Here is a 19,272-nt window from a genome sequence, read left to right as displayed (position 1 = left end):
ACAAGACTTCAAGCTTTCGCGCGTAACCCCGCATGCAGTTTCTGAACCATTTAATGGAGTTGACAGGCTTCTCAGTCCAGGTCTTTCAGCACGTATTGCGTCTGTCCTGAACTGAGGTGGATATTTGTCCGATACGGTCAGCTCACCCTCTCTTCAAACCGCGGTTTTGGCTGGCGTCACGCCTTCATTGCTCGAAAACAATCGACGCTCCAACTTGCTCAACCTTTCGGCACCGTTAAGGCCAACCACGACAGTCTCGCTGATAGCGATGCCTCGGGCCGAGGTACACATATGGAAGACCATTCCCTCTTCCAGAACCCATTCGGAGTTTGGAAGAAAGACCCAGGTAAAGTCACCAGCACGCATTAATCGACTTGAATAGTAACCGAGGGTATAGCCAGTATTATTGGTGTAATCTTTTCGAAGGCCTGCGTCGATCGCGCCCTGCCGCATTATGCGATCTACGTCCTTCGCTATCGCGCCGGGCTTCATGGCTGCAATCTGCATGTCTTGCAGCTCGATCATCTTCCTCGATTGAACCTCCAACTCTGGAGGAATGTCGCCTAGGACAACATTGCGCATCAGGCGAGAGCTGTAGCCCTCGACCCGCGGAAGGAGCTCGACGTGCAGAACGTCTCCTTGCTGGAGAGGCGTATCATGAAGATTCCCGTGCAAGAAATTCCATCCCCGGCCAACAGTGATCACGCCAAGTGGACCGGGGTCGCCTCCGTGGCGGAGGTATCCGTCGAGAGCGATGCGCGCAGCTTCCCGTTCCGTGAAACCTGGCTTCACGGCCTTCACGATTTCCTGCATCGTGGCGTCAGTGACTGCGGCGGCACTGCGAAGATTTTCAAGTTCCGCCTTCGACTTCAGCTTGCGCATCTTCCAAGGCAGTGCGTCGACGTCGACAAACTCGGCTTGCGGCAACTCGCGCTTCAGCGCTTCGAACGTCTGGACCGTGAGGCCATGGCTCGTTAGGTCAACGCCGATACGCGCGCGATCGAGGCCACGCCGTCGAAACTGCTCCGCAATGACCGTAGCTGGGGTTTCCCAGTCGGCATAGCCGACGATGTCCTTGATCCAAGTACGTTCGGCCAACGGCGCGACGTCCAACGACCTCAACACAAAGAATGGTTCGCGCTCCACGGGAATAAAGCCAGCACGGTAGAAGCTCACCGATACGTCATAGTTGAAGTAGTAGGCCGTTGTTTCACAATCATCGACGAGTAGAACATCGAGCTTGCGGGCGCGCAGCTCCGCGCGCAACCGCTCCACGCGGGCTTGGTATTCACGATTTTCAAAACGCATTCACGCTCCCCCATCTTCGGCTGCACTGGCTTACGAACCAGCTTAAAATAAGAGACCGCGCGCGCGGTTCGAGAGCAAAAATATAGCGTGGTGGACAGAAATCCTGCAGTCGAGCGCTCATTTTCGCAGGATTTCGAAATGACGGAGCTCCAGGCGCTGAGCGATGCATCTGCGATCGGCACGGGCCGCGATTGACACCGGGGCGCCGAGCTCCTGGTATCCTCAACGTGCGTGACGAACAGCCGCCCCGCAAGCTCAGCCTGACTTTTGATTGGTCCTTCTCGTGAAAGGTAAGTGTCCGCCGCATAGACGCTCAACGTATAATCACTCAGTTTTGACGGTATCAGCCGCCCTGCTTGGGCCGCTCCAGCGTGATGGCGATATCAGCCTCTCGCCTCGACAACGGGAAGGTGCGCGGAAGCGGCACCAGTTGGATGACAAGCCCGGGATGTTTCGCCGCGCCCGCGGAGAGGCGATCGGCCAGGAAAATGAGCTTCGGCCCTGGCTAATCCGGCGCCTGTTAAGAGACGCCTAAACGTCGTTGATTGCGCAGCCGTGTCCGCTGGCATGCCGGGCGGATAGACGAGATAAAAGGCTGATCGTGCGACCAAAGTTCTGCTTCCACGCGTCGTGCGGAGGGTACCTAGAAGAGCAACGAGGCCTCACGAATCGGAGATTGAAGGGGCGTTCGCCTGAAGAGATAGCCTACGAGGATCCAACGCTCGCTCGAGCGACGCTTCTGTTGGTCGGACCATCATCCAGCAGTCTGGATAGCGGCGGGGCCGTATGGCAAGCCGATAGATCCGCAATAAGGATCTCCGGACCGGTAATCCTGTCGGGATGATGCTCAGACTCCAACAGGCACCCTACTTCTTTAAGAACCTCGGCAGAACGGTTGCGAGGGGTACGGTACTGAGCGGTCGCCCCACCTCATCTGCCATGACCAAAACCTCCGACACCCTATTCATTTATGCAGAACGCTGCTGTGATTTCGGCTGGCGGCGCTCTCACGCAAGCCGGGCTTCGTCGCATCGCTTTTTAGCCGCTCCGACCACCAGCCATCGGCGATTCAAGCGACGCCACGCTGATCGGGAGTTTAGCGAAGCGACGATCTAAGCGCGCTGTGAAGTTTGATTGGGTTCGCGCGGACAGCATTGTCCCTATTTTTAATCTGCGCCTAGGGGAGACAGACAGACGATCCCGCCGGATTAACCCAGCCAGCAAGACAGGTCGCCGGTAGCTCTGCCGAGATTCAGGAAGTGGTCCCGCGATTCACGTGCGAGATCAGATCGATCAATTCGTGTCTGGAGGAACTTCGCTAATTTCCGGGCGATGTACTTGGCATTACTGGGCCACAGTGGATGATCTTGATGGCCTTAACGGAGTTGGACAGAGAAGTCGGTCTCCCGGCCAACGTGGTGTCCAAAATGATGCACGTTGACCCTCAAAGCTGCTGGAGAAAGACGGCTACCCGGGCGCAAGCCCTGCACAGGCGATGACCGGGTCGTACAGCTGTCGCTGACGGACGAGACTTCCAAGCATCTCGCGATGCGTCGCCGCACAACAGGAAGCACTCGATAAATTTATTTTAGGTGATTTCTGCACTAGCGAATTGACCGAGTTCGCTGAGATAGGCTTGCGGCACTCAGGCATCGCCTAGAGAACGCTTGCTTGAAAGTCGCTCTAGATTCTTGAGGACCAAAAACAACCAAGCGCCTTGAATGGGCGTGCTGTCTTGATCAATGCCTGATTGAATTCCACCCCTCACTATTTCTTTAGAGGAGCGCGGGCGAAGATGGTCGTGGTCGGTCTGCACGACACAAGGCACGCTGGTGGTGACGGGTTCAGGAAGCAGCGGATCCGCTGCCAGCTATATCGCCAATAGGGCGCTTTTTTTATTGCTGCAGAGCTCGCCGCATCGTTTGCGACTTTCGGCTCGAGCGATCTAAGTTGATTAAGGGGGCCCTCGGATGAGCGAATCTTGCACAAAATGATTCCAGAATGCGGGACTTTATTTTCGTAAATAGTATTCCCGCGCAAAGCGCTCCCGACGAGGCAAGAAAGCCAAACCATGTTTCTCCTCAATCAACACATCGACCACCGCACGCCCTCGATGCCTCGGACGCCGATACGTTGAGCGTCGAAGCCGCTCGCGAGGCCGGGCGGTTTCTCAAGCATCGCGTTGGTCACAAGGAAACCCCTCTTATTTCTTTGCCGGGCCTTGCCCGCGAGATGAGAGTGGGTCCGATCCATCTAAAGACGAAGGCCAACGTCTCGGCCTTGGGAGTTACAAAGCCTTGGGCGGTTCCTGTGCAGTGATCCGTCTGGCGCTCGAGGAAGCAACTCGGCAGCTCGGTCGCGATGTTGACGCGTCGGAGCTGCACACACCTGAAGTAAAGACCGTGGCACGAGGTATGACGGTCTCTTGCGCTACGGATGGCAACCATGGCAGATCAGTTGCTCAAGGTGCACCAGCTCGTTGGTGCAAAATGCGCCATCTTCGTTCATTCAGACGTGAGCAACGAGCGCATCGCCGGCTTTGGTGCGCAGATCATCCGCGTCTACGGCAACTATGACGATTCCGTCGTCGAGGCATCGCGAGTTGCGGCTCAAGAGGGTTGGATCACGGTGTCTGACACGTCCTGGGCTGGCTATAAGCGGATCCCGCGATTTGTAATCAGGGATATACCGCCCTTGTGAGCGAAGCCCTACGCCAGTTGCCGGAGCCGCCAACACACGTCTTCATCCAGGCAGGCGTCGGTGGAATCGCCGCAGCCGTTGCTGGACATCTATCAATTCTGTTGGTCAACGACCGCCCGTTCTTGACAGTTGTCGATCCCTCGCGGGCAGCATGCCTGTTCGAAAGCGCGCGGGCCAGGCATCCCGTCAAGGTAGATCATGGGCAATCGACCGTGATGGCGATGCTCGAATGCTACAAGCCTTCGCTCGTCGCTTGGCGCATCCTTTCGCGCACAGCGGATACTTTTATACTGTCGACTACGAGGACGCAATCAGCGCGATGAAACGTTTGGCAAATTCGAAGCACGGCGATTCCCGCTGTCGTTGCCAACGAAAGTGGTGGTGTTGGTCTTGCAGCCCTACTGAAGGCTGCTTCTGACCCGATCTTGCGTGGTAAGATCGGTCTTGGACCCAATGCACGGGTGTCCCTGATCTACACCGAGGGCGCGACAGATCCTCTCCTGTACGAACAGCTCGTCGGTGCGACGCCAACACAAGTGACCGCGAAGAATATCAAACCGGTCAAGAACAGGTCAACGGATGGGCGGGCTCGTGAGCCTTTGGTAAGCCGTCCCATCCGTACGCCCTGGAAGACTGGCCAGCGTTCCGCCCTTACAGAAGGCTCATTGGACCGCCCCCTAAGCGGCGCAGGGGTTCATGAACCTTCGAGCTGGGCACGCGGATTGGCTGACTCAGAATGAGGGGTTTGAGATGCGCCGCTGCTCTCTGATTTGTCGGCTGGACTCAAACCCGGCACTACAAACTTCATCGCGGGTCGATCGGGCGCTGGCAAATCGACGCTCACGCAAACCTCGCAGAGGACGATTCCGGGATACTGCGGCTTAGTGCGCGTTGCCGCCGAGGATCTAACCGCGATCTCCTCTCAGCATTGCGTTTCGCGCGTTGACTAGCTAAGCCGTGTAACGGCAACTTGAGGCGTGGGCCGATCTCTGCAAAACCAGCCTTTAGGTACAATGCTGAGTTGGGGTTACGGCTCCACATGGGTTGCCTCGGGACCCCCACTTCGAGCTGGCCCCAGCCTTTTACCGTCCCCAGGCCCACCGCAGCCTCAATGAGACGCATCGCGACTCCAGACGATCGCTGATCCGGCACCACGTAGAGTTCGGTGATAATACCGTAGGTTCCGCCCGCAAAAAGGGCAGCGCTTTCCGACATCATAATGAGGCCGACCGGGCCTGCCTCCGTGAAGGCCAGAAACCCATGGACGCGCTCTTTCATGGCCAGGAGGTCGACAACAAGCTGGGTATCTAGTCCGCCCTGCTTTTGTCCGCCCTCAAGTTCGGCAAGTAGGGCAGCAACCATGTGAGTCACCGTTGTGGCGTCATCGATAGAGACTTCACGCGTGGTCACCATCTCATATCCTCTTCCAAGTTTAACCAACTTACGACGTGGTCCAGCGGCAGCATCGGGGCAGGAAGCTGCCGCAGCACCCGATCCAAACAGATATGCCGCACGGTTGAAGGTCAGATGACGTCTTAGTTCACACCGAGGTGATAGCGTCTTTGTGTCGCTCCTAGCTAAGCTAAAAATGTCTCGGAAAATCGAAAGATAACTTGCCGAACATCGTGACGGTCGCACGGAGCAGTCTCTTCTTCTTTGGACTTGCGTGTCGCCCCACATCGGGGACATCGTGTTCATGCTCGGACGTTACAGGAGCGAGGCTGACCGCTTGCGGAAAGACTCACGGATTTGGATCGACTCTCCCCCTCGTAGAAAGTTCGAGCGGCAGGCCGACCAGCGATTTGCCGGATCCAGTCCCGAGCAATCACATTCGACGGTCCCTTCCCAATGGCCGTGCGCGTCGCAGAAGGAACGCTCATCGGGCCGCGGTAATAACTGAACTACTCACCTTATCGAAGATGTTGGTGGGCATCATGAGCGTCCCTGACCGGCTTCATCGCCTGAGATCAATGCTCTCAGAGAATCGTGGAACGCGCGAGTCCAAGGCACACTGTTTTTGGTAGTGTTTAGATAATCAGATTCTATAATCTCTCATCGGACGCGCCAGTTGTTACCGCGCGATCAAGAACATCACGGACGTCCGACGAACGCGTGCAACTTGGTCGTTGAGCGCGCGATTGAGGTCGGCTTCTCTCGTGTTCTCCGAATAGACAATGTCCCGACCTGGTGAGCCGGTTTCACGGCCCTGGCATGGCATTGCCGTAGCATCGTCGGGCCGTGCCGCGCGAGATCGTTTTTGGCGTTCACTTGCATCACTTTACGATCTGTTTGTTTGGACGACCTCTTCTAGTGCTTGCGGACACGCGTTACAGCGTGAGACGGTCGCGGCATTTCAGCGGAAGATAGCTTGGGTCACAAGCGCTGGGCTTCTCCATTCCAAAATCAGGAGGTACTGCACGACAAGATACCGAGCGGCTAGGCGTCCCCTGCCAGTCCTTCCGGCGCGTAAACGGCAACGATGAGGCAAACGTCTGAAGTGACCTACGTCACTGTTGCGGTTCCTACCTGCCCGAAACGGCTCAGGCGCGATTCCGCCTTCATCCTTGCACCGGCTCGCATGAACGACGGCTTGGTGGATTCCGGAGCTCCACTCGCGCCGCCGTGACATTCCGCCATCAATGCGTATCGGCACTCCTCTGCAGCGCTGGGGTCGGAACGATGTGAACGACGTGATAGCCGTTGTCGTGCAGGTACCGTAGGAAGGCGGGCATCATCGCGGCGGTATGTGCCTTGGCGTCGTGAAACAGAATGATCCCCTTGCCCTCGGCATTGAGCTGGTTGGTGATGAGCTTCAGCTCCCGGTCAGGCGTCATTTCCTCCCAGTAGCTGGCCCACAGGTCCGCTCCGAACACGACCATGCCCCGAGACTGGAGTAGCTCGAGCGTCTTAGGGGTCGCGTCGAATAGGTGCTGAGATCCTCATTGGGCCCGAACTGAGTGGGATTGACGAAAATGCTAACTACGGCGACGTCGCATTGCGTCCGGCTGGCCGCGACCAGTGCCAGATGGCCGCCGTGTAGATAGCCCATCGTCGGTACAAGTCCGACGCGTTTATCGCGCTGCGAACCTCTGCGAGCGCGCGACGAAGCTCTGCGACCGTCGTGATCGTTTGCATGTTGTGCTTTACATTAGGTTGGATTGGAGGGTGTCCAGTTCGTCACCGTGTCGCGAAGGCCTTCGGGAAGCCGATAGGACTCTTGCGATGTCGGGAATGCACCGTTGCGGACATCGACTGCCCAACGCGAAAGGGCCTCCTGTAACAACTGCAAACCATTGGCATAGGCTCGAACGAATTTGGGGCGATGACCTTGAGTCAATCCCAGCACATCGTGAAAGACGAGCACTTGGCCTGAGCAGTCTGGACCCGCACCGATTCCAATGGTCGGTACCCTCAGGGATTCCGTCGCTCGGGCCGCGAGCTCAGCCGGAATACCCTCCAGGACGAGAGCGAAGCATCCGGCCTCCTGTAGACGGTGGGCGTCATCGAGCAGGTGCAAGGCATCATCGGCTTTCTGGCCCTGCACCTTGAACCCACCCATGACATTGACGCTCTGAGGGGTGAGGCCGAGGTGGCCCATCACGGGAATCTCGCAATCGATCAGGGCACGCACTATTTCGATACGCTTGGCACCCCCCTCGAGTTTGACAGCGTCGGCGCCTCGCTGCAGAAAACCTCCGGCATTGGTATCGTCTCCGCTGGACTGAGATGGAAGCTAAGAAAGGGCATATCAGCCACGAGCAAGGCACGAGGCTTTGTGCGTACAACGGCTTCGAGGTGATGGTTCATCATGGCCATGCTCACCGGCAACGTATCATCGAATCCAAGACAGACGTTGCCGACGCTATCCCCGACAAGGATGACATCTACGATCGGATCGGCGATGCGTGCTGTAACAGCGTCGTAAGCGGTGGTCATCTCGCGATACGACGCCCCTCCTCCTTCCATCGCTGCAGGACCGGAATCGTGACGCGTTCAACAGGCGGCTCTGAAATGTGGCTCATCTTAGATCCCGATCCACCCCGCATGCTCGGGAGTCGGCGCTTCCTGGGGGAGGCGAAAGGAAGCTGTCAATCGGGAGACGAAAAAAAGGCAATTACCTCTCCAGGGTCATGGACGGACGCATCAAAACCTCCAATGACCGCGCGATCATCAAATAAGAACTTCTCAGCCGTTCTTTCCTCATGCGGAGCGGCTTTGGGTCACGCTGACGCACACCGCGCGACTCAGCCCAGCTTAACCCGAGGGAGGTCCCTCGGCCGTGGACGGCTCGTGGGCATGCGCTGCTGTGTTGATCCATGACATCGAGGCCGCCCCAATCTTAAACCAGCACGAAGCCGCACTCAGCAAGGCTGCGAGCCCAAGAGGAACGAGATCTTTCGTGTCGGAATTAGAATCGGCACGCGCTGTAAGGTACGGGAAGGCGATGTCCATTGAATGGCAGCGTCGGTAGCAATCGTAGTTGCAATATCCTCTCCGCGTTACCACCTCTCGCACGTAACCCGGACCTAAGGACCGATAACATTCGGTGCAGGTTCTGTCGCCGCGCGGGGTCCTTTGATTCACGAGTATAAATTTCATAGCGTGGCCCATTAAGCCATGTACTAAGCCGCTCGCGACCAGCGGAACCATTGATGGTCGGCCTCCCGCCGCGCCTTGAAGCGGTCGACGCATTTCTTGGAGCAAAGGGCCGTACGCCAGCAGTAGTAGCGGATCAACCCGAACCTTCCGCCGCATACCGTGCAGCACTTTACTGAACTGTGGTGCGAACCATGAGAACTGTTGCGCATTTCTCGCCTCCTGTCTGGATTACGTGGATAGCCCCCCTTTCCTTCGCTGCAACACCACGCCCGCACGTGAAGTGCAGCGCGGGCGATGCCTAGTCTCGCGGCTTGTACGGACACCGGGCGCAAGAGTTTGAGCTCTGAATTGCGCCTCCTTGGCGAAGCGACACGCTCCATCGGCGTGCTTCGCCAGCCAAGTGTTGATTGCCTAATCTAACGATATTTCGATCTTGATTTATGCAATGAGTTACGCGTTGACGCTTAAATCCCGCGTGCCAACGGCTTTCCTCGACGGAATTCAGCCGGCGACGATGGGATGCGTACAGCAACTCGTCTGGAGTTATCAGAACCACCCTCTTTGCCTTTACGCGTCAAAGGGTGGTAATCCCGGCGGTCGAACCTTGGGTTGCCGCTCGCTAAACGCGGCAAGACCACCTTAAGCTAGTGTCCCGAGTCACAAGTTCGCAATCGTAGATTCGCAGTAGATTCGCGTCGCCGTGCCAAGGATGGAGGCTGCAGCAGCGACGGAGGATCTGATGGCGGTCCAGCAACTTGCGCCCCTGACATTGAGCGATGAAGAGCGTGCCGAACTGAAGTCGCTGACGATGCGGCGGAAGACGGCGCAGGCGCTGGCTCTGAGAGCCCGGATCGTGCTGACCTGCGCGGAAGGCGGTCAGAACAAGGAAGTTGCGACCAATCTGGGCCTGGACCGGTCGACGGTAGGCAAGTGGCGGCGGCGTTTTTGTGGAGCGACGCATGGACGGGCTGCATGACGAGCCGCGCTCCGGGGCGCCGCGCACGATCGACGATGCCCGCATCGAAGCTGTGATCGTGAGGACGTTGGAGAGTTGCCCCGAGAACGCCACCTATTGGAGCTCCCGCGACATGGCGAAGGCCCGTGGCCTGTCGGTGTCGACGGTGCAACGCGTCTGGCGGGCCTTCGGGCTCCAACCGCACCGGATGGAGACGTTCAAGCTCTCGACCGATCCAAACTTCGTGGCCAAAGTGCGCGACGTCGTCGGCCTCTACGTCTCGCCACCGGAGCACGCTATCGTTCTATGTGTGGATGAGAAATCCCAAATCCAGGCGCTGGACCGCAGCCAGCCGATGCTGCCGATGCGTCCAGGCCAGCCGGCCCGAAGGAGCCATGACTACACGAGGCACGGCACCACATCGCGTTCGCCGCCCTCGACATTGCGACCGGACGCGTCATCGGCAAGTGCTACGGACGCCACCGAGCTGCCGAGTCCCGCAAGTTCCTCGACGAGATCGAGGCCTCAGTGCCGCGTGAACTCGACGTCCATCTCGTCATGGACAATTACGCCACGCACAAGACCCCCTTGATCCGAAAATGGCTGGCTAAACGTCCACGTTGGCACGTGCACCCCGACCAGTTCGTCATGGCTCAACCAGGTCGAGCGTTTCTTCGCGCTCCTCACCGATAAGAAGATCAGGCGCGGCGTCTATCGCAGCGTCGCCGCCCTCAGAGCTGACATCACTTCGTTCATCGACCGACACAATGCCGATCCCAAACCGTTCCGATGGACCAAGTCCGCCGATGACATCCTTGCTTCCATCGAACGCTTCTGCCGGTACAATGCCCCGGCAGAACACGATCCGATATCGCGAACTTCTGGTTCAGGACACTAGCGCATCGGCGGCATCTGTGATGCCGAGGTCGATTTCATCAAGATCTGCCCTCGTGACGCAGTATGGTGGCATTACATAGATCGTATTGCCGAGCGGGCGCAGCAGCAGATTTCGATCTTTGAAGAACGCCTGAAGCTTCGGGCCGACCCCCGCGAGATAGCCTGCATCCTCCGTTTTCAGATCGAGCGCTGTGATCGTGCCGGTACGACGGACGTTTGCAAAGCGCGGGTCGGCGCGGAATGACTCAATTGCCTGCTCTTGCATCGCCGCGACCGACGCTAGGCGTTGGCGAGATTCCGGATCTTGCCAGAGATCCAGGTTGGCCTTTGCGGCGGCGCAGGCCACTGGATTTGCCGTATATGAACTCGAATGAAAGAACGTACGTGTCCGATCTTTCGAATAGTGCGCGTCGAAAATATCGGCCCGACAGAGTGTCACCGCGAGTGGAAGCGCCCCTCCCGTGAGGCCCTTCGAGTAGCAGGCGATATCGGGAGTGACATTCGCTTGCTCGCAGGCGAATAGTGTTCCGGTGCGGCCCCAGCCCGTCATGACCTCGTCGGCAATGAACAGGACATCAGAGGCCTCGCAGATCCGCTTCATCTCTCTTAGCACCCACGTCGGGTATATCAGCATCCCACCTGCCCCCAAAACCAGCGGCTCCACGATAAAAGCGGCTGGCATTTCGTTTCGACAAGCCGACTCCAGCGCGTCGAGCGTCGCCTGCTCACGACCGCTCGCAGGAAATGGGATTGAGGTCACGTCGAACAGAAGGGGAGCGTATGGCGCGTTGAACACCCCTCGGGCACCGACCGACATCGCACCAATTGTGTCCCCGTGGTAGGAATGTTGCATCACGACAATGCATCTTCGCTGTTTGCCGATGTTGTGCCAGTAGCCGACTGCCATTTTTAGCGCCACTTCCACGCTGGCCAAGCCACTGTCCGAGAAGAAGACATGCTCGAGGCCATTGGGCGCCAGCTTCAAGAGTTGCGCAGTAATCTCCTCAGCCGGTTCGTGGGTGTAGCCTGCGAAGATGATCTGGTTGAGCTTGCCTGCCTGTTCCTGGATGGCGCTCACGATATGTGGATGGCAATGGCCGTGGGTCACCACCCACCAAGATGATATAGCATCGATAATTCGACGACCATCGGCGGTGTGGAGATAGGCGCCCTCTCCCCGCATAACTTTTGTCATCTCCTCTTGGAGCGCGTGTTGTGTGAACGGATGCCAGATCGGCGACTTCGGATTCGTCCTCATTGCTTGAATTGATCGGCACGGAACGAGCTTTTAAAGGCGGCCTGCAGCGTGTCTGCTGCGAGGGGCGACAGCCAGGGCAATCGCCCTAACCAACGCGCCCGCCCAATCTCCCGAATTGCGATCTGGGTCTCAGCATTTTGTTCCCCAATGAAGGCAATGCCAAGAATAGGGATCTGGCGCTTTCGCAGAGCCTCTATCGACAGCAGCGAATGATTGATGGTGCCCAGTGACGTGCTCGCGCAAAGCACGACCGGGAGCCGCCATCGCTCGAAGACATCAATGTAGAGTGTATCGCCCCTCAGCGGCACCATCAGTCCGCCAGCGCCCTCAATCACCAACGGTCGGTCCCCGGTGTCTGGCACATTGAGCGAATCTGGCTCGATCCGAACTCCGTCAATTTCAGCGGAATGATGGGGCGAGACGGGGGTTCGAAGTCGGTAAAGCTCCGGCATGATGCGATCGGGCGAGAGACTGCCCAGCCGAGCTACGAGCTCGGCATCAGTCTCGCCTTCAAGGCCGGCCTGTATCGGTTTCCAATAGTTCGCGCCGAGGAGATCGGCGAGCCCCGCGGAAAACACCGTCTTCCCGATTCCGGTATCTGTGCCTGTGACCACGATCTGCTGCCTCATCGCGCTTCACCTCTGGTCTCCTCGAACAGAATATCGAGCATTGCACGCACGTCATCCTCCCCAACGTTAAGCGTCAGTGAAATTCGCAAACGGGCCGTGCCCGCCGGCACGGTTGGCGGCCGGATTCCGCGGATATCGAAGCCGCGAGCCTGCAGTGCGGAGGCGAGCCGCATCGCACGCGCATTGTCGCAAACGATGTACGGCACGATCTGCGAGACCGAAGAACTTCGCCAACCGCGCAAACCCATCTCCCGATGCGTAAACGCGACCAGCTTGGCCAGACGCTGCTGTCGCTCAGGTTCATGTTGCAGGATTAAGAGTGCCTCCCGCACGGCCATCAAGGGTGACGGCGCGGTGGCGAAATGAACGGACGACAGCGATTGACCAAGAAGTCGCGCAGCGCGCGTGTGGCAGTGACGAGCGCCCCGGCAGCGCCCAGCGCCTTGCCGCAGGTATGAACGACCAGGAGATTTTCGCGTCCCTCATAGGCCGCGGTGAGCCCTCGTCCCTGCTCGCCGTAAACGCCTGTGGCATGAGCCTCATCCACCATCAGGAACGCGTCGTACCTGTCCGCGAGCGCGACCAGACCTTCGAGCGGTGCGAAATCGCCATCCATGCTGTAGAGACTTTCGGCCACGATCCAGACCCGACCCGTTCCGCCGCCGGCCCGCCAGTCTCGAATTGTATTTGCGACCGACTCGGGGTCGTTGTGGGCGCTTATCCGAAAGTCGGCCCGGCCTGCCCGCACGCCTTCATGAATACTCGCGTGCACGAGAGAGTCGAGAACAAGCAAATCGCCCCGCTGCGGCAGCGTTGTGAGGACGGCAAAATTTGCGACATAGCCGCCGCCAAAGAAAAGTGCCGTCTCAGCCCCAAAGAACTGAGCCGCTTCTGTTTCGAGAGTTTCGTGTTCGTCGCAATTGCCGCGCAAAAGCCGCGACCCGCCGGCTCCGATCGGTGTGCCGGCTTCGAGCGCGGCGTAAACAGCCTTTTTCATGCGCGGCGCGCTCGCCAGCGCCAGATAATCGTTCGATGCGAAATCGATCCCTGCGCGCGGCTCGAGGCCACGCAGTCGGTTGTCTTCCTTCAGAGTATGCAAGGCAGCGACGTAGTCGCCAACTTTGACCCCGTGGATTGAATACATTCTTCACTCGCACAGTAGCGGTCGATCTCGCGATGGTTCTGATGGTAGGAGGAGCACAAGCTTCAGCATCGGCCTCTTGGCTTAAAACCTGACAAGATGCGATTTTCCCGATCAACTATCACAACGCTCGGACTGAACGCTTTTGCTTCCGCCTCATCAAAGGAGGCATATGCAACGATCATAATTTTATCGCCGGGCATCGCGAGTCGCGCAGCCGCGCCGTTCAAGTCGATGGTGCCCGACGCCCGGGGCGCTTCGATCACATAGGTGCTGAAGCACGCTCCGGTTTCGATGTTGTAGATCTCGACGCGCTCGTTGATCAGGAATCCTGCCGCGTCCAGCAGCCCACGATCAATCGAAATCGAGCCATCACTGTGCAGATCGGCTTCAGTCACCGAGGCGCGAAGGATTTTGCCTTTCATCAGGGTAATTTGCATTTATCGCCTACGCTGGAGTTTGCACACAGCGTGTTCGTTGGCTGTTTCACTCAGGCAAGACCGGACGTGATGCCGAGCCGGTCCAACAAATTCACGTCGCGGTCGCGCTGCGGGTTTTTGGTGGTCAAAAGCACGTCGCCGATAAAGATCGAATTCGCGCCGGCCAAAAAGCACAGCGCCTGCAGTTCATCCGTCATATTGTGCCGTCCGGCGGCCAACCGCACCACGCTCTTCGGCATCATGATTCGGGCGGTCGCAACCAGGCGCACCAGCGCGATCGAATCGGGACGCTCCGCGGTTTCATTGACTGGCACGCCCTTGACCTCGTTCCACAGGTTGATCGGCACGCTTTCCGGATGCTTACGGAGATTGGCGAGCAGCACGAGCATGCCGAGCCGGTCCTCGAGGAACTCGCCCATACCGATAATGCCTCCGCAGCAGACCTTGATGCCGGCCTCGCGCACACGCGCAAGTGTGTCGATGCGATCCTGCAAGGTGCGGGTGGTGATGATCTTGCCGTAGAACTCCGGCGAGGTGTCGACATTGTGATTGTAAAAGTCGAGCCCAGCCTCGGACAGCCGTGCGGCCTGCTTCGACGTCAGCATCCCGAGCGTGACGCAGGTTTCCATGCCGAGACCTTTAATCGCGCTAACCCTCTCGCAGACTTGATCGAGATCGCGGTCTTTCGGACTGCGCCAGGCCGCAGCCATGCAGAAGCGCGTCGCGCCAGCGTCCTTGGCGGATTGGGCGATGGCGACCACTTCGGCGCGATCCATCAAGCGGGTGGCTTTCAGACCGGTGTCGTAGTGCGCGCTCTGCGAGCAATAGCCGCAGTCTTCCGGACAGCCACCGGTCTTGATGCTGAGCAGGCTTGCTGTTTCGACGCGGTTTGGATCGAAGTTCTTGCGATGAACGCTCTGCGCCTGCAACATCAGGTCGGCAAACCGCAGCCCATAGAGTGCTTCGGTCTCGGCGCGCTGCCAGACATGGCGGACCGGCGCTCTGTTGCCCTCGTCATTCCGTTCCATTCCCATGGCAGCAACCATAAGTCTCGCCCTTCCTTATAATAGATAATCTTGGCGATTATCTATTATGTGGCCGCCCGTTCCTGCCTTCTTTGCCTTCCAACATCAAACATAACCGTATGCCGACGCTCAAAGACCGCGAAAGTCTGCAGGGATTGCAGAAATTCTGCAAAGCCAGTCGGCCTTATGTCGACCATCGACGGAGAAGCAATGATAAATAATCTATGATGACTGACGAGAACACGACGATTGCGGCGCGCATCGCGGAGTCACTCGGTGAGCGCATCATCAGCGGCGCGCTGCAGCCAGACGTCCCGCTCCGGCAGGATCTTGTCGCGCGGGAATTCAATTCCAGCCACGTTCCGGTGCGCGAGGCTTTTCGGCAACTGGAGGCCCGACATCTTGTCGTCGCTGTGCCCCGTCGCGGTGTGCGGGTAGCCCCGCTCGACACTAATTTACTGAAGGAGATCGCCGAGATGCGTGCTGCGCTCGAGGTGGTCGCGTTGCGCAATGCCGCTCCAATACTCACATCCACCCATTTGGCACGGATCGAGCTCGCCCTGATTGAAGCAGACAATGCCCAGACCATTCAGGAGTTTGAGACGGCGAACCGCCGCTTTCACCAGGCGCTGGTGGCGCCCTGCGCGATGCCGCGCCTGCTAGCGAGCCTTGACGGACTACAAATTGAAAATTCACGATTGATGTTCGCGATGGCGCGAAGTGTCGGCTGGCGACCACGGTCCAACCAGGATCACCGCCTGATTCTGCAGGCACTGCGAGCGCGCAGGGTCGATCAAGCCTGTAACCTGCTCGCACGCCACATTCAAACGATTGAGCGCCTTGCCCTTTCCGCTTCCTGAGCAGAAATAAGATCTGATGAGCTTCGTTGAAAACCGCAGGCGATCGCAAGATGCCAAACCACCGACCGTCTTGCCGAGCGACACAGCGACCGGCGATAGAGTTGCAGCGGGGTCGATGCCAAGATAGTTATGCGACGTACTTCCGATATCACCCAACGGTCACCCATGATTCGTCACATCGTCTTGTTCACCCCCAAGGATAAGGTCCATATCGACCAGATCATCGAAGGCCTATCGGTACTCACCACAATCCCACATGCACTCCGGCTCGAGGTCGCTCGCAATCGCAAGGTCGACCAGCTCGGCAACGATGTCGACGTTGTGGTCTATGGTGAGTTCGACAACGAGACGGAACTCGCAGCTTACAAGGCGCATGATCTGTACCAAGAATCGATCAGGCGCGTGCGACCGCTCCGGGAGCTACGGTTCGCGGCGGACTATAATGTATCAACAGATGCGCGTTTGGCCTCAACGGCAGCGAAGAGCCAAGTTACTAGGCGGCACTGTGTCCACTGGCGGGGTTAACCTGACAATCGATCTCAAGAGCTTGCGGGTCCCCGACGAGCGTCGCTTTCGTTGGAGTCGGGGTCACAATCGGAGCACGCCTCACAACACGCCAGTCGTCGGTGACTGACAGTCCCATGCACGTCCGCGAGCTGCAGTGGATTGAGCCGGTCACAGCGATGCGATGTCTCGCGCATCGAGCACACCTCACGTTTTTCGATAGCGCAGCAAGGCATGAGTTGCTCGGGCGCTACTCATATCTGACCTGCGACCCGTTCAGCACCTACATCGTCGCGGACGGACAAGCGAGTTGCAACGGAGGGGCTTTCGAGGGCGATCCATGGGAAGTCCCTCGCACCCTGCTCGCCAAGTATCCGCAAGAGCACCGTCCTGATCTCCCGCCGTTCCAGGGAGGCGCGGCCGGCTTCCTTGCTTACGATCTGAACAGGACTCTGGAGCGATTGTCGGCGCCGACGTTTCCCGGTCAGCGTTTGCCCCAATCCATCCTCCATTTCTGACGTGGTCATCAGCTACGACCACCGTGACGATAGATGCTGGCTCGTTTCTACCGGATGGCCGGAGCAGGATCCCGCACGTCGCGCCGAGCGCGCACGCCGTCGAGCCGACGAGTTTGCAGCAGCATTGCTTGCGGGCCCAAAGACGTCGGGGAACGACTCCCCCGGCGGAGCTGCGGCATGGCATTCGAACTTCAGCCGTGAGGGCTCCATTGCGGCGGTACAGCGCGTCATCGACTTGATTCTGGCTGGAGAGGTCTTCCAGGCTAATATTGCGCAGCGCTTCAGCGCCCGCCTGTCGACCTCATTTGATCCTCTTGCCTTCTATTGCCAGCTGCGATCATTGAACGCGGCACCGTTTGCAGCCCTCCTGCGCTACGGCAAGCTCACCATTGCATCGAGCTCGCCGGAACGATTCCTCAGGCTTTACGGACGACAGGTCGAAACGCGCCCCATCAAAGGCACGATCGCGCGTTCTGCTGATTCAAAGGAAGACCAGCGCCGCGCTGAAATCCTAGTCGCATCCGAAAAGGACCGTGCCGAGAATACTATGATCGTCGACCTCATGCGCAACGATCTGTCGCGCGTTTGCACTCCACATTCGATCGACGTTCCAGCGCTGTGTGGCCTCGAATCCTATGCCTCAGTGCACCACCTCGTATCGATCGTTACGGGTGAACTTGCAGACGACCAAGACGCAGTTAGCCTGCTTCGAGCTTGTTTTCCCGGAGGCTCCATTACAGGGGCGCCAAAGGTGCGATCGATGGAAATTATCGCAGAAATCGAGGGGGCGGCGCGAGACGTCTATTGCGGGGCGATCGGCCTTATCAGCTTCAACGGGCACATGGACACGAATATCGCGATCCGCACTGTCACGATCGACGACGGCCTAGCCTCGTTTCGTGCAGGTAGCGGCGTAACGGCGATGTCGGATCCAGAGGCCGAATACGAAGAGACGCTCGCCAAGGCGCAGCGAATCTTTGACACATTTCGTGCTGAAATATCTGGTGCATTTTGATTGTCATCATCGACAACTACGACTCCTTCGTCTTCAACATTGCGCGCTACTTCCGCAAGCTTGGCGAAGCAACGGAAGTGATCCGGAACGACGAGGTCAGCGTCAGCGATGTTGCCGGCCTCAAGCCACGCGCAGTGGTCATTTCCCCCGGTCCCTGCACCCCAAGTGAGGCCGGAATATCTACGGCCGTCGTCCGCGAACTTTCGGGTCGCGTGCCAATTCTCGGTATCTGCCTCGGACACCAGTGTATTGGGAGCGTCTTCGGCGGACGCATTGCGCGTGCACGTCGCCCCATGCACGGCCGCTCCTCGTACGTAGCGCATGAGGGCCGAGGGCTCTTCAAAGAACTCCCGTCGCCGCTTTGCGCCGGACGCTACCATTCCCTTGTTGTTGAGCTCGAGTCATGCGCGCCGCATCTCAGGGTGACGGCGCGTTCGGACGAAGGCGAGATCATGGCCCTCGCACATCGCTATCAACCGACCTATGGCGTGCAGTTCCATCCGGAATCGATACTTACTCCACAAGGGGACATATTGCTTACAAATTTCTTGCGACTCTCAGAGACCTCCTGAGGGAGATTAGGAATCGCAGGCGCGGCTACTCAAGTTACGAAAGCTAATCGTTCGCTTCTGCGAGTCTGAGATGCTTATTGATCGTCTACTTCAGCCAGAGATGACGAACTCCACGGCATCCAAGCCGCGGACCTTCAAAAATCCTTCCGGCTCGACCGGCTCTCGCGATTGGCAAGCTCGGCCGCGAGCGCCTGTCGCCAGCCTTCCCAGCCACGTTGACCGCGATCATCGTCAGCTATCTTGAATGGATGCAGGATCTCCAGCGGCTAATTTTTGGGTGAGGCGGAGGTATTCGATAGCTTCCATCGAATTCTCCAACGCTCGTTTCAGCAAACGACAGCTCGCGCCAAGCGCGACCGCATTTCTCATCGTATGGCCGCATGGGTATCGTCGTTCGCGTGGTTCAGTCCGTTAAGCGGATCAGAGACCTCTTTCCGTAGTGACTTCCAGGCCACGTGTGCACCTTCCGGTCAGTCCAGATATCGATGTCCGGGATCATCGGGACGGTTGACGCGCCAGTACAGCGTCCGGAGCCCTGGTGAGAAGCGACACCGCGCCTTTGCTGTCGAGGTACAATACCTGGAATGAGAGATACCCGATCCGGTCAAAGCCAGTCAGGTAGTACATGCTCTCTTGCTTGAAGAGCAGCATGCCGTCGAGGCGCCTCGCCTCCATGGACTTCCTGCATTTCACGATGCGGCCCTCGTATTCACTCACGTCGAAATGCAAGGCCACACGGATTGTCCCCTCCCGCTTGGTATCCGAAATGTATACAGCTTCATGCCGCGGAAGCGACTTGTTCTAGATCATGGATACTTAAGCGGCGAAAATCGGAGCAAGCTTGCCCGGTT

Annotated in this window: 10 protein-coding genes and 9 pseudogenes; 7 read left to right on the top strand and 12 right to left on the bottom strand. The window is 58.2% G+C overall.

What is annotated here, in order from left to right:
• Positions 1-153: 153 nt before the first annotated feature.
• Together FXB41_RS04340 and FXB41_RS40480 are read right to left on the bottom strand one after the other, a co-directional pair.
• Entirely contained in the window at positions 154-1,308 is a 1,155-nt protein-coding gene (locus tag FXB41_RS04340) for a M24 family metallopeptidase (protein WP_219679991.1), read from the bottom strand.
• Positions 1,309-1,526: 218 nt separating this feature from the next.
• A pseudogene (locus FXB41_RS40480) lies at positions 1,527-1,795 on the bottom strand (LysR substrate-binding domain-containing protein); the annotation flags it as partial.
• 1,584 nt (positions 1,796-3,379) lie between these two features.
• Here FXB41_RS40480 and FXB41_RS04335 point away from each other — a divergent pair.
• Positions 3,380-4,556, top strand: a pseudogene (locus FXB41_RS04335) (diaminopropionate ammonia-lyase); the annotation flags it as partial.
• Between the two features lie 222 nt (positions 4,557-4,778).
• Positions 4,779-4,877, top strand: a pseudogene (locus FXB41_RS41895) (hypothetical protein); the annotation flags it as partial.
• Here FXB41_RS41895 and FXB41_RS40475 read toward each other — a convergent pair.
• The 4 genes and pseudogenes from FXB41_RS40475 to panB all read right to left on the bottom strand — a co-directional run bounded on the left by FXB41_RS40475 (position 4,849) and on the right by panB (position 8,030).
• Entirely contained in the window at positions 4,849-5,421 is a 573-nt protein-coding gene (locus tag FXB41_RS40475) for a GNAT family N-acetyltransferase (protein ID WP_246648591.1), read from the bottom strand. The pseudogene FXB41_RS41895 and the gene FXB41_RS40475 overlap by 29 nt on opposite strands.
• Before the next feature lie 1,223 nt (positions 5,422-6,644).
• Positions 6,645-6,932: pseudogene (locus FXB41_RS04325) on the bottom strand (polysaccharide deacetylase family protein); the annotation flags it as partial.
• Positions 6,932-7,143 (bottom strand): annotated as a pseudogene (locus FXB41_RS04320) (pantoate--beta-alanine ligase); the annotation flags it as partial. The pseudogenes FXB41_RS04325 and FXB41_RS04320, both read right to left, overlap by 1 nt.
• Before the next feature lie 13 nt (positions 7,144-7,156).
• Positions 7,157-8,030, bottom strand: a pseudogene (panB, locus tag FXB41_RS04315) (3-methyl-2-oxobutanoate hydroxymethyltransferase).
• Between the two features lie 1,316 nt (positions 8,031-9,346).
• On the opposite strand from panB, the pseudogene FXB41_RS04310 reads away from it, so the two are divergent.
• Positions 9,347-10,460, top strand: a pseudogene (locus tag FXB41_RS04310) (IS630 family transposase).
• On the opposite strand, the gene FXB41_RS04305 reads toward FXB41_RS04310, so the two are convergent.
• The 5 genes and pseudogenes from FXB41_RS04305 to bioB all read right to left on the bottom strand — a co-directional run bounded on the left by FXB41_RS04305 (position 10,449) and on the right by bioB (position 14,961).
• Positions 10,449-11,717 carry an adenosylmethionine--8-amino-7-oxononanoate transaminase gene (locus FXB41_RS04305; protein WP_219679985.1) on the bottom strand — a complete coding sequence of 423 codons (1,269 nt, stop codon included), beginning with the start codon at positions 11,715-11,717 and terminating at the stop codon, positions 10,449-10,451. The pseudogene FXB41_RS04310 and the gene FXB41_RS04305 overlap by 12 nt on opposite strands.
• Positions 11,714-12,346 (bottom strand): dethiobiotin synthase, encoded by a 633-nt coding sequence (gene bioD / locus FXB41_RS04300; protein ID WP_219679980.1) that lies wholly within the window; start codon positions 12,344-12,346, stop codon positions 11,714-11,716. The genes FXB41_RS04305 and bioD overlap by 4 nt, the downstream gene beginning before the upstream one ends.
• A pseudogene (locus FXB41_RS04295) lies at positions 12,343-13,490 on the bottom strand (8-amino-7-oxononanoate synthase). Before FXB41_RS04295 ends, bioD begins: the two are co-directional and overlap by 4 nt.
• Positions 13,491-13,552: 62 nt before the next feature.
• A complete protein-coding gene (panD, locus tag FXB41_RS04290) occupies positions 13,553-13,927 on the bottom strand; it encodes an aspartate 1-decarboxylase (RefSeq protein WP_219679977.1) in 375 nt (124 codons plus the stop codon).
• Positions 13,928-13,977: 50 nt separating this feature from the next.
• Positions 13,978-14,961, bottom strand: coding sequence for a biotin synthase BioB (gene bioB / locus FXB41_RS04285; RefSeq protein ID WP_376707481.1), 984 nt, complete (start codon positions 14,959-14,961; stop codon positions 13,978-13,980).
• A 215-nt stretch (positions 14,962-15,176) separates the two neighbouring features.
• Here bioB and FXB41_RS04280 point away from each other — a divergent pair, with 215 nt between their 5' ends.
• The 4 genes and pseudogenes from FXB41_RS04280 (at position 15,177) to FXB41_RS04265 (ending at position 18,421) form a co-directional block, all read left to right on the top strand.
• On the top strand, positions 15,177-15,812 hold the full coding sequence (locus FXB41_RS04280; RefSeq protein ID WP_219679971.1) for a GntR family transcriptional regulator: 636 nt from the start codon (positions 15,177-15,179) through the stop codon (positions 15,810-15,812).
• A gap of 165 nt (positions 15,813-15,977) precedes the next feature.
• Complete coding sequence (locus FXB41_RS04275; protein ID WP_219679968.1) at positions 15,978-16,337, top strand: Dabb family protein; 360 nt, start codon at positions 15,978-15,980, stop codon at positions 16,335-16,337.
• 116 nt (positions 16,338-16,453) lie between these two features.
• Positions 16,454-17,849, top strand: a pseudogene (pabB, locus tag FXB41_RS04270) (aminodeoxychorismate synthase component I).
• The gene (locus FXB41_RS04265; RefSeq protein ID WP_219679965.1) at positions 17,846-18,421 is read left to right on the top strand and encodes an anthranilate synthase component II; all 576 of its coding nucleotides are present in this window, start codon (positions 17,846-17,848) and stop codon (positions 18,419-18,421) included. Before pabB ends, FXB41_RS04265 begins: the two are co-directional and overlap by 4 nt.
• 495 nt (positions 18,422-18,916) lie before the next feature.
• Here FXB41_RS04265 and FXB41_RS04260 read toward each other — a convergent pair whose 3' ends face one another.
• A complete protein-coding gene (locus FXB41_RS04260; RefSeq protein WP_219679963.1) occupies positions 18,917-19,156 on the bottom strand; it encodes an aminopeptidase P family N-terminal domain-containing protein in 240 nt (79 codons plus the stop codon).
• Positions 19,157-19,272 lie beyond the last annotated feature (116 nt).

It is taken from the genome of Bradyrhizobium canariense (assembly GCF_019402665.1).
In the GTDB taxonomy this organism is placed as follows: Bacteria; Pseudomonadota; Alphaproteobacteria; order Rhizobiales; family Xanthobacteraceae; genus Bradyrhizobium; species Bradyrhizobium canariense.
Note: the sequence above shows the minus strand (reverse complement) of the source record. Positions and strands in the feature narration are given on the sequence as shown.

What these genes read in the sequence shown, in the direction of transcription:
- bioD (WP_219679980.1), bottom strand. Translation starts at nt 12,346, where the DNA reads ATGAGGCAGCAGATCGTGGTCACAGGCACAGATACCGGAATCGGGAAG.
- FXB41_RS04340 (WP_219679991.1), bottom strand. Translation starts at nt 1,308, where the DNA reads ATGCGTTTTGAAAATCGTGAATACCAAGCCCGCGTGGAGCGGTTGCGC.
- FXB41_RS04305 (WP_219679985.1), bottom strand. Translation starts at nt 11,717, where the DNA reads ATGAGGACGAATCCGAAGTCGCCGATCTGGCATCCGTTCACACAACAC.
- FXB41_RS04275 (WP_219679968.1), top strand. Translation starts at nt 15,978, where the DNA reads ATGATTCGTCACATCGTCTTGTTCACCCCCAAGGATAAGGTCCATATC.
- FXB41_RS04280 (WP_219679971.1), top strand. Translation starts at nt 15,177, where the DNA reads ATGATGACTGACGAGAACACGACGATTGCGGCGCGCATCGCGGAGTCA.
- bioB (WP_376707481.1), bottom strand. Translation starts at nt 14,961, where the DNA reads ATGGGAATGGAACGGAATGACGAGGGCAACAGAGCGCCGGTCCGCCAT.
- FXB41_RS40475 (WP_246648591.1), bottom strand. Translation starts at nt 5,421, where the DNA reads ATGGTGACCACGCGTGAAGTCTCTATCGATGACGCCACAACGGTGACT.
- panD (WP_219679977.1), bottom strand. Translation starts at nt 13,927, where the DNA reads ATGCAAATTACCCTGATGAAAGGCAAAATCCTTCGCGCCTCGGTGACT.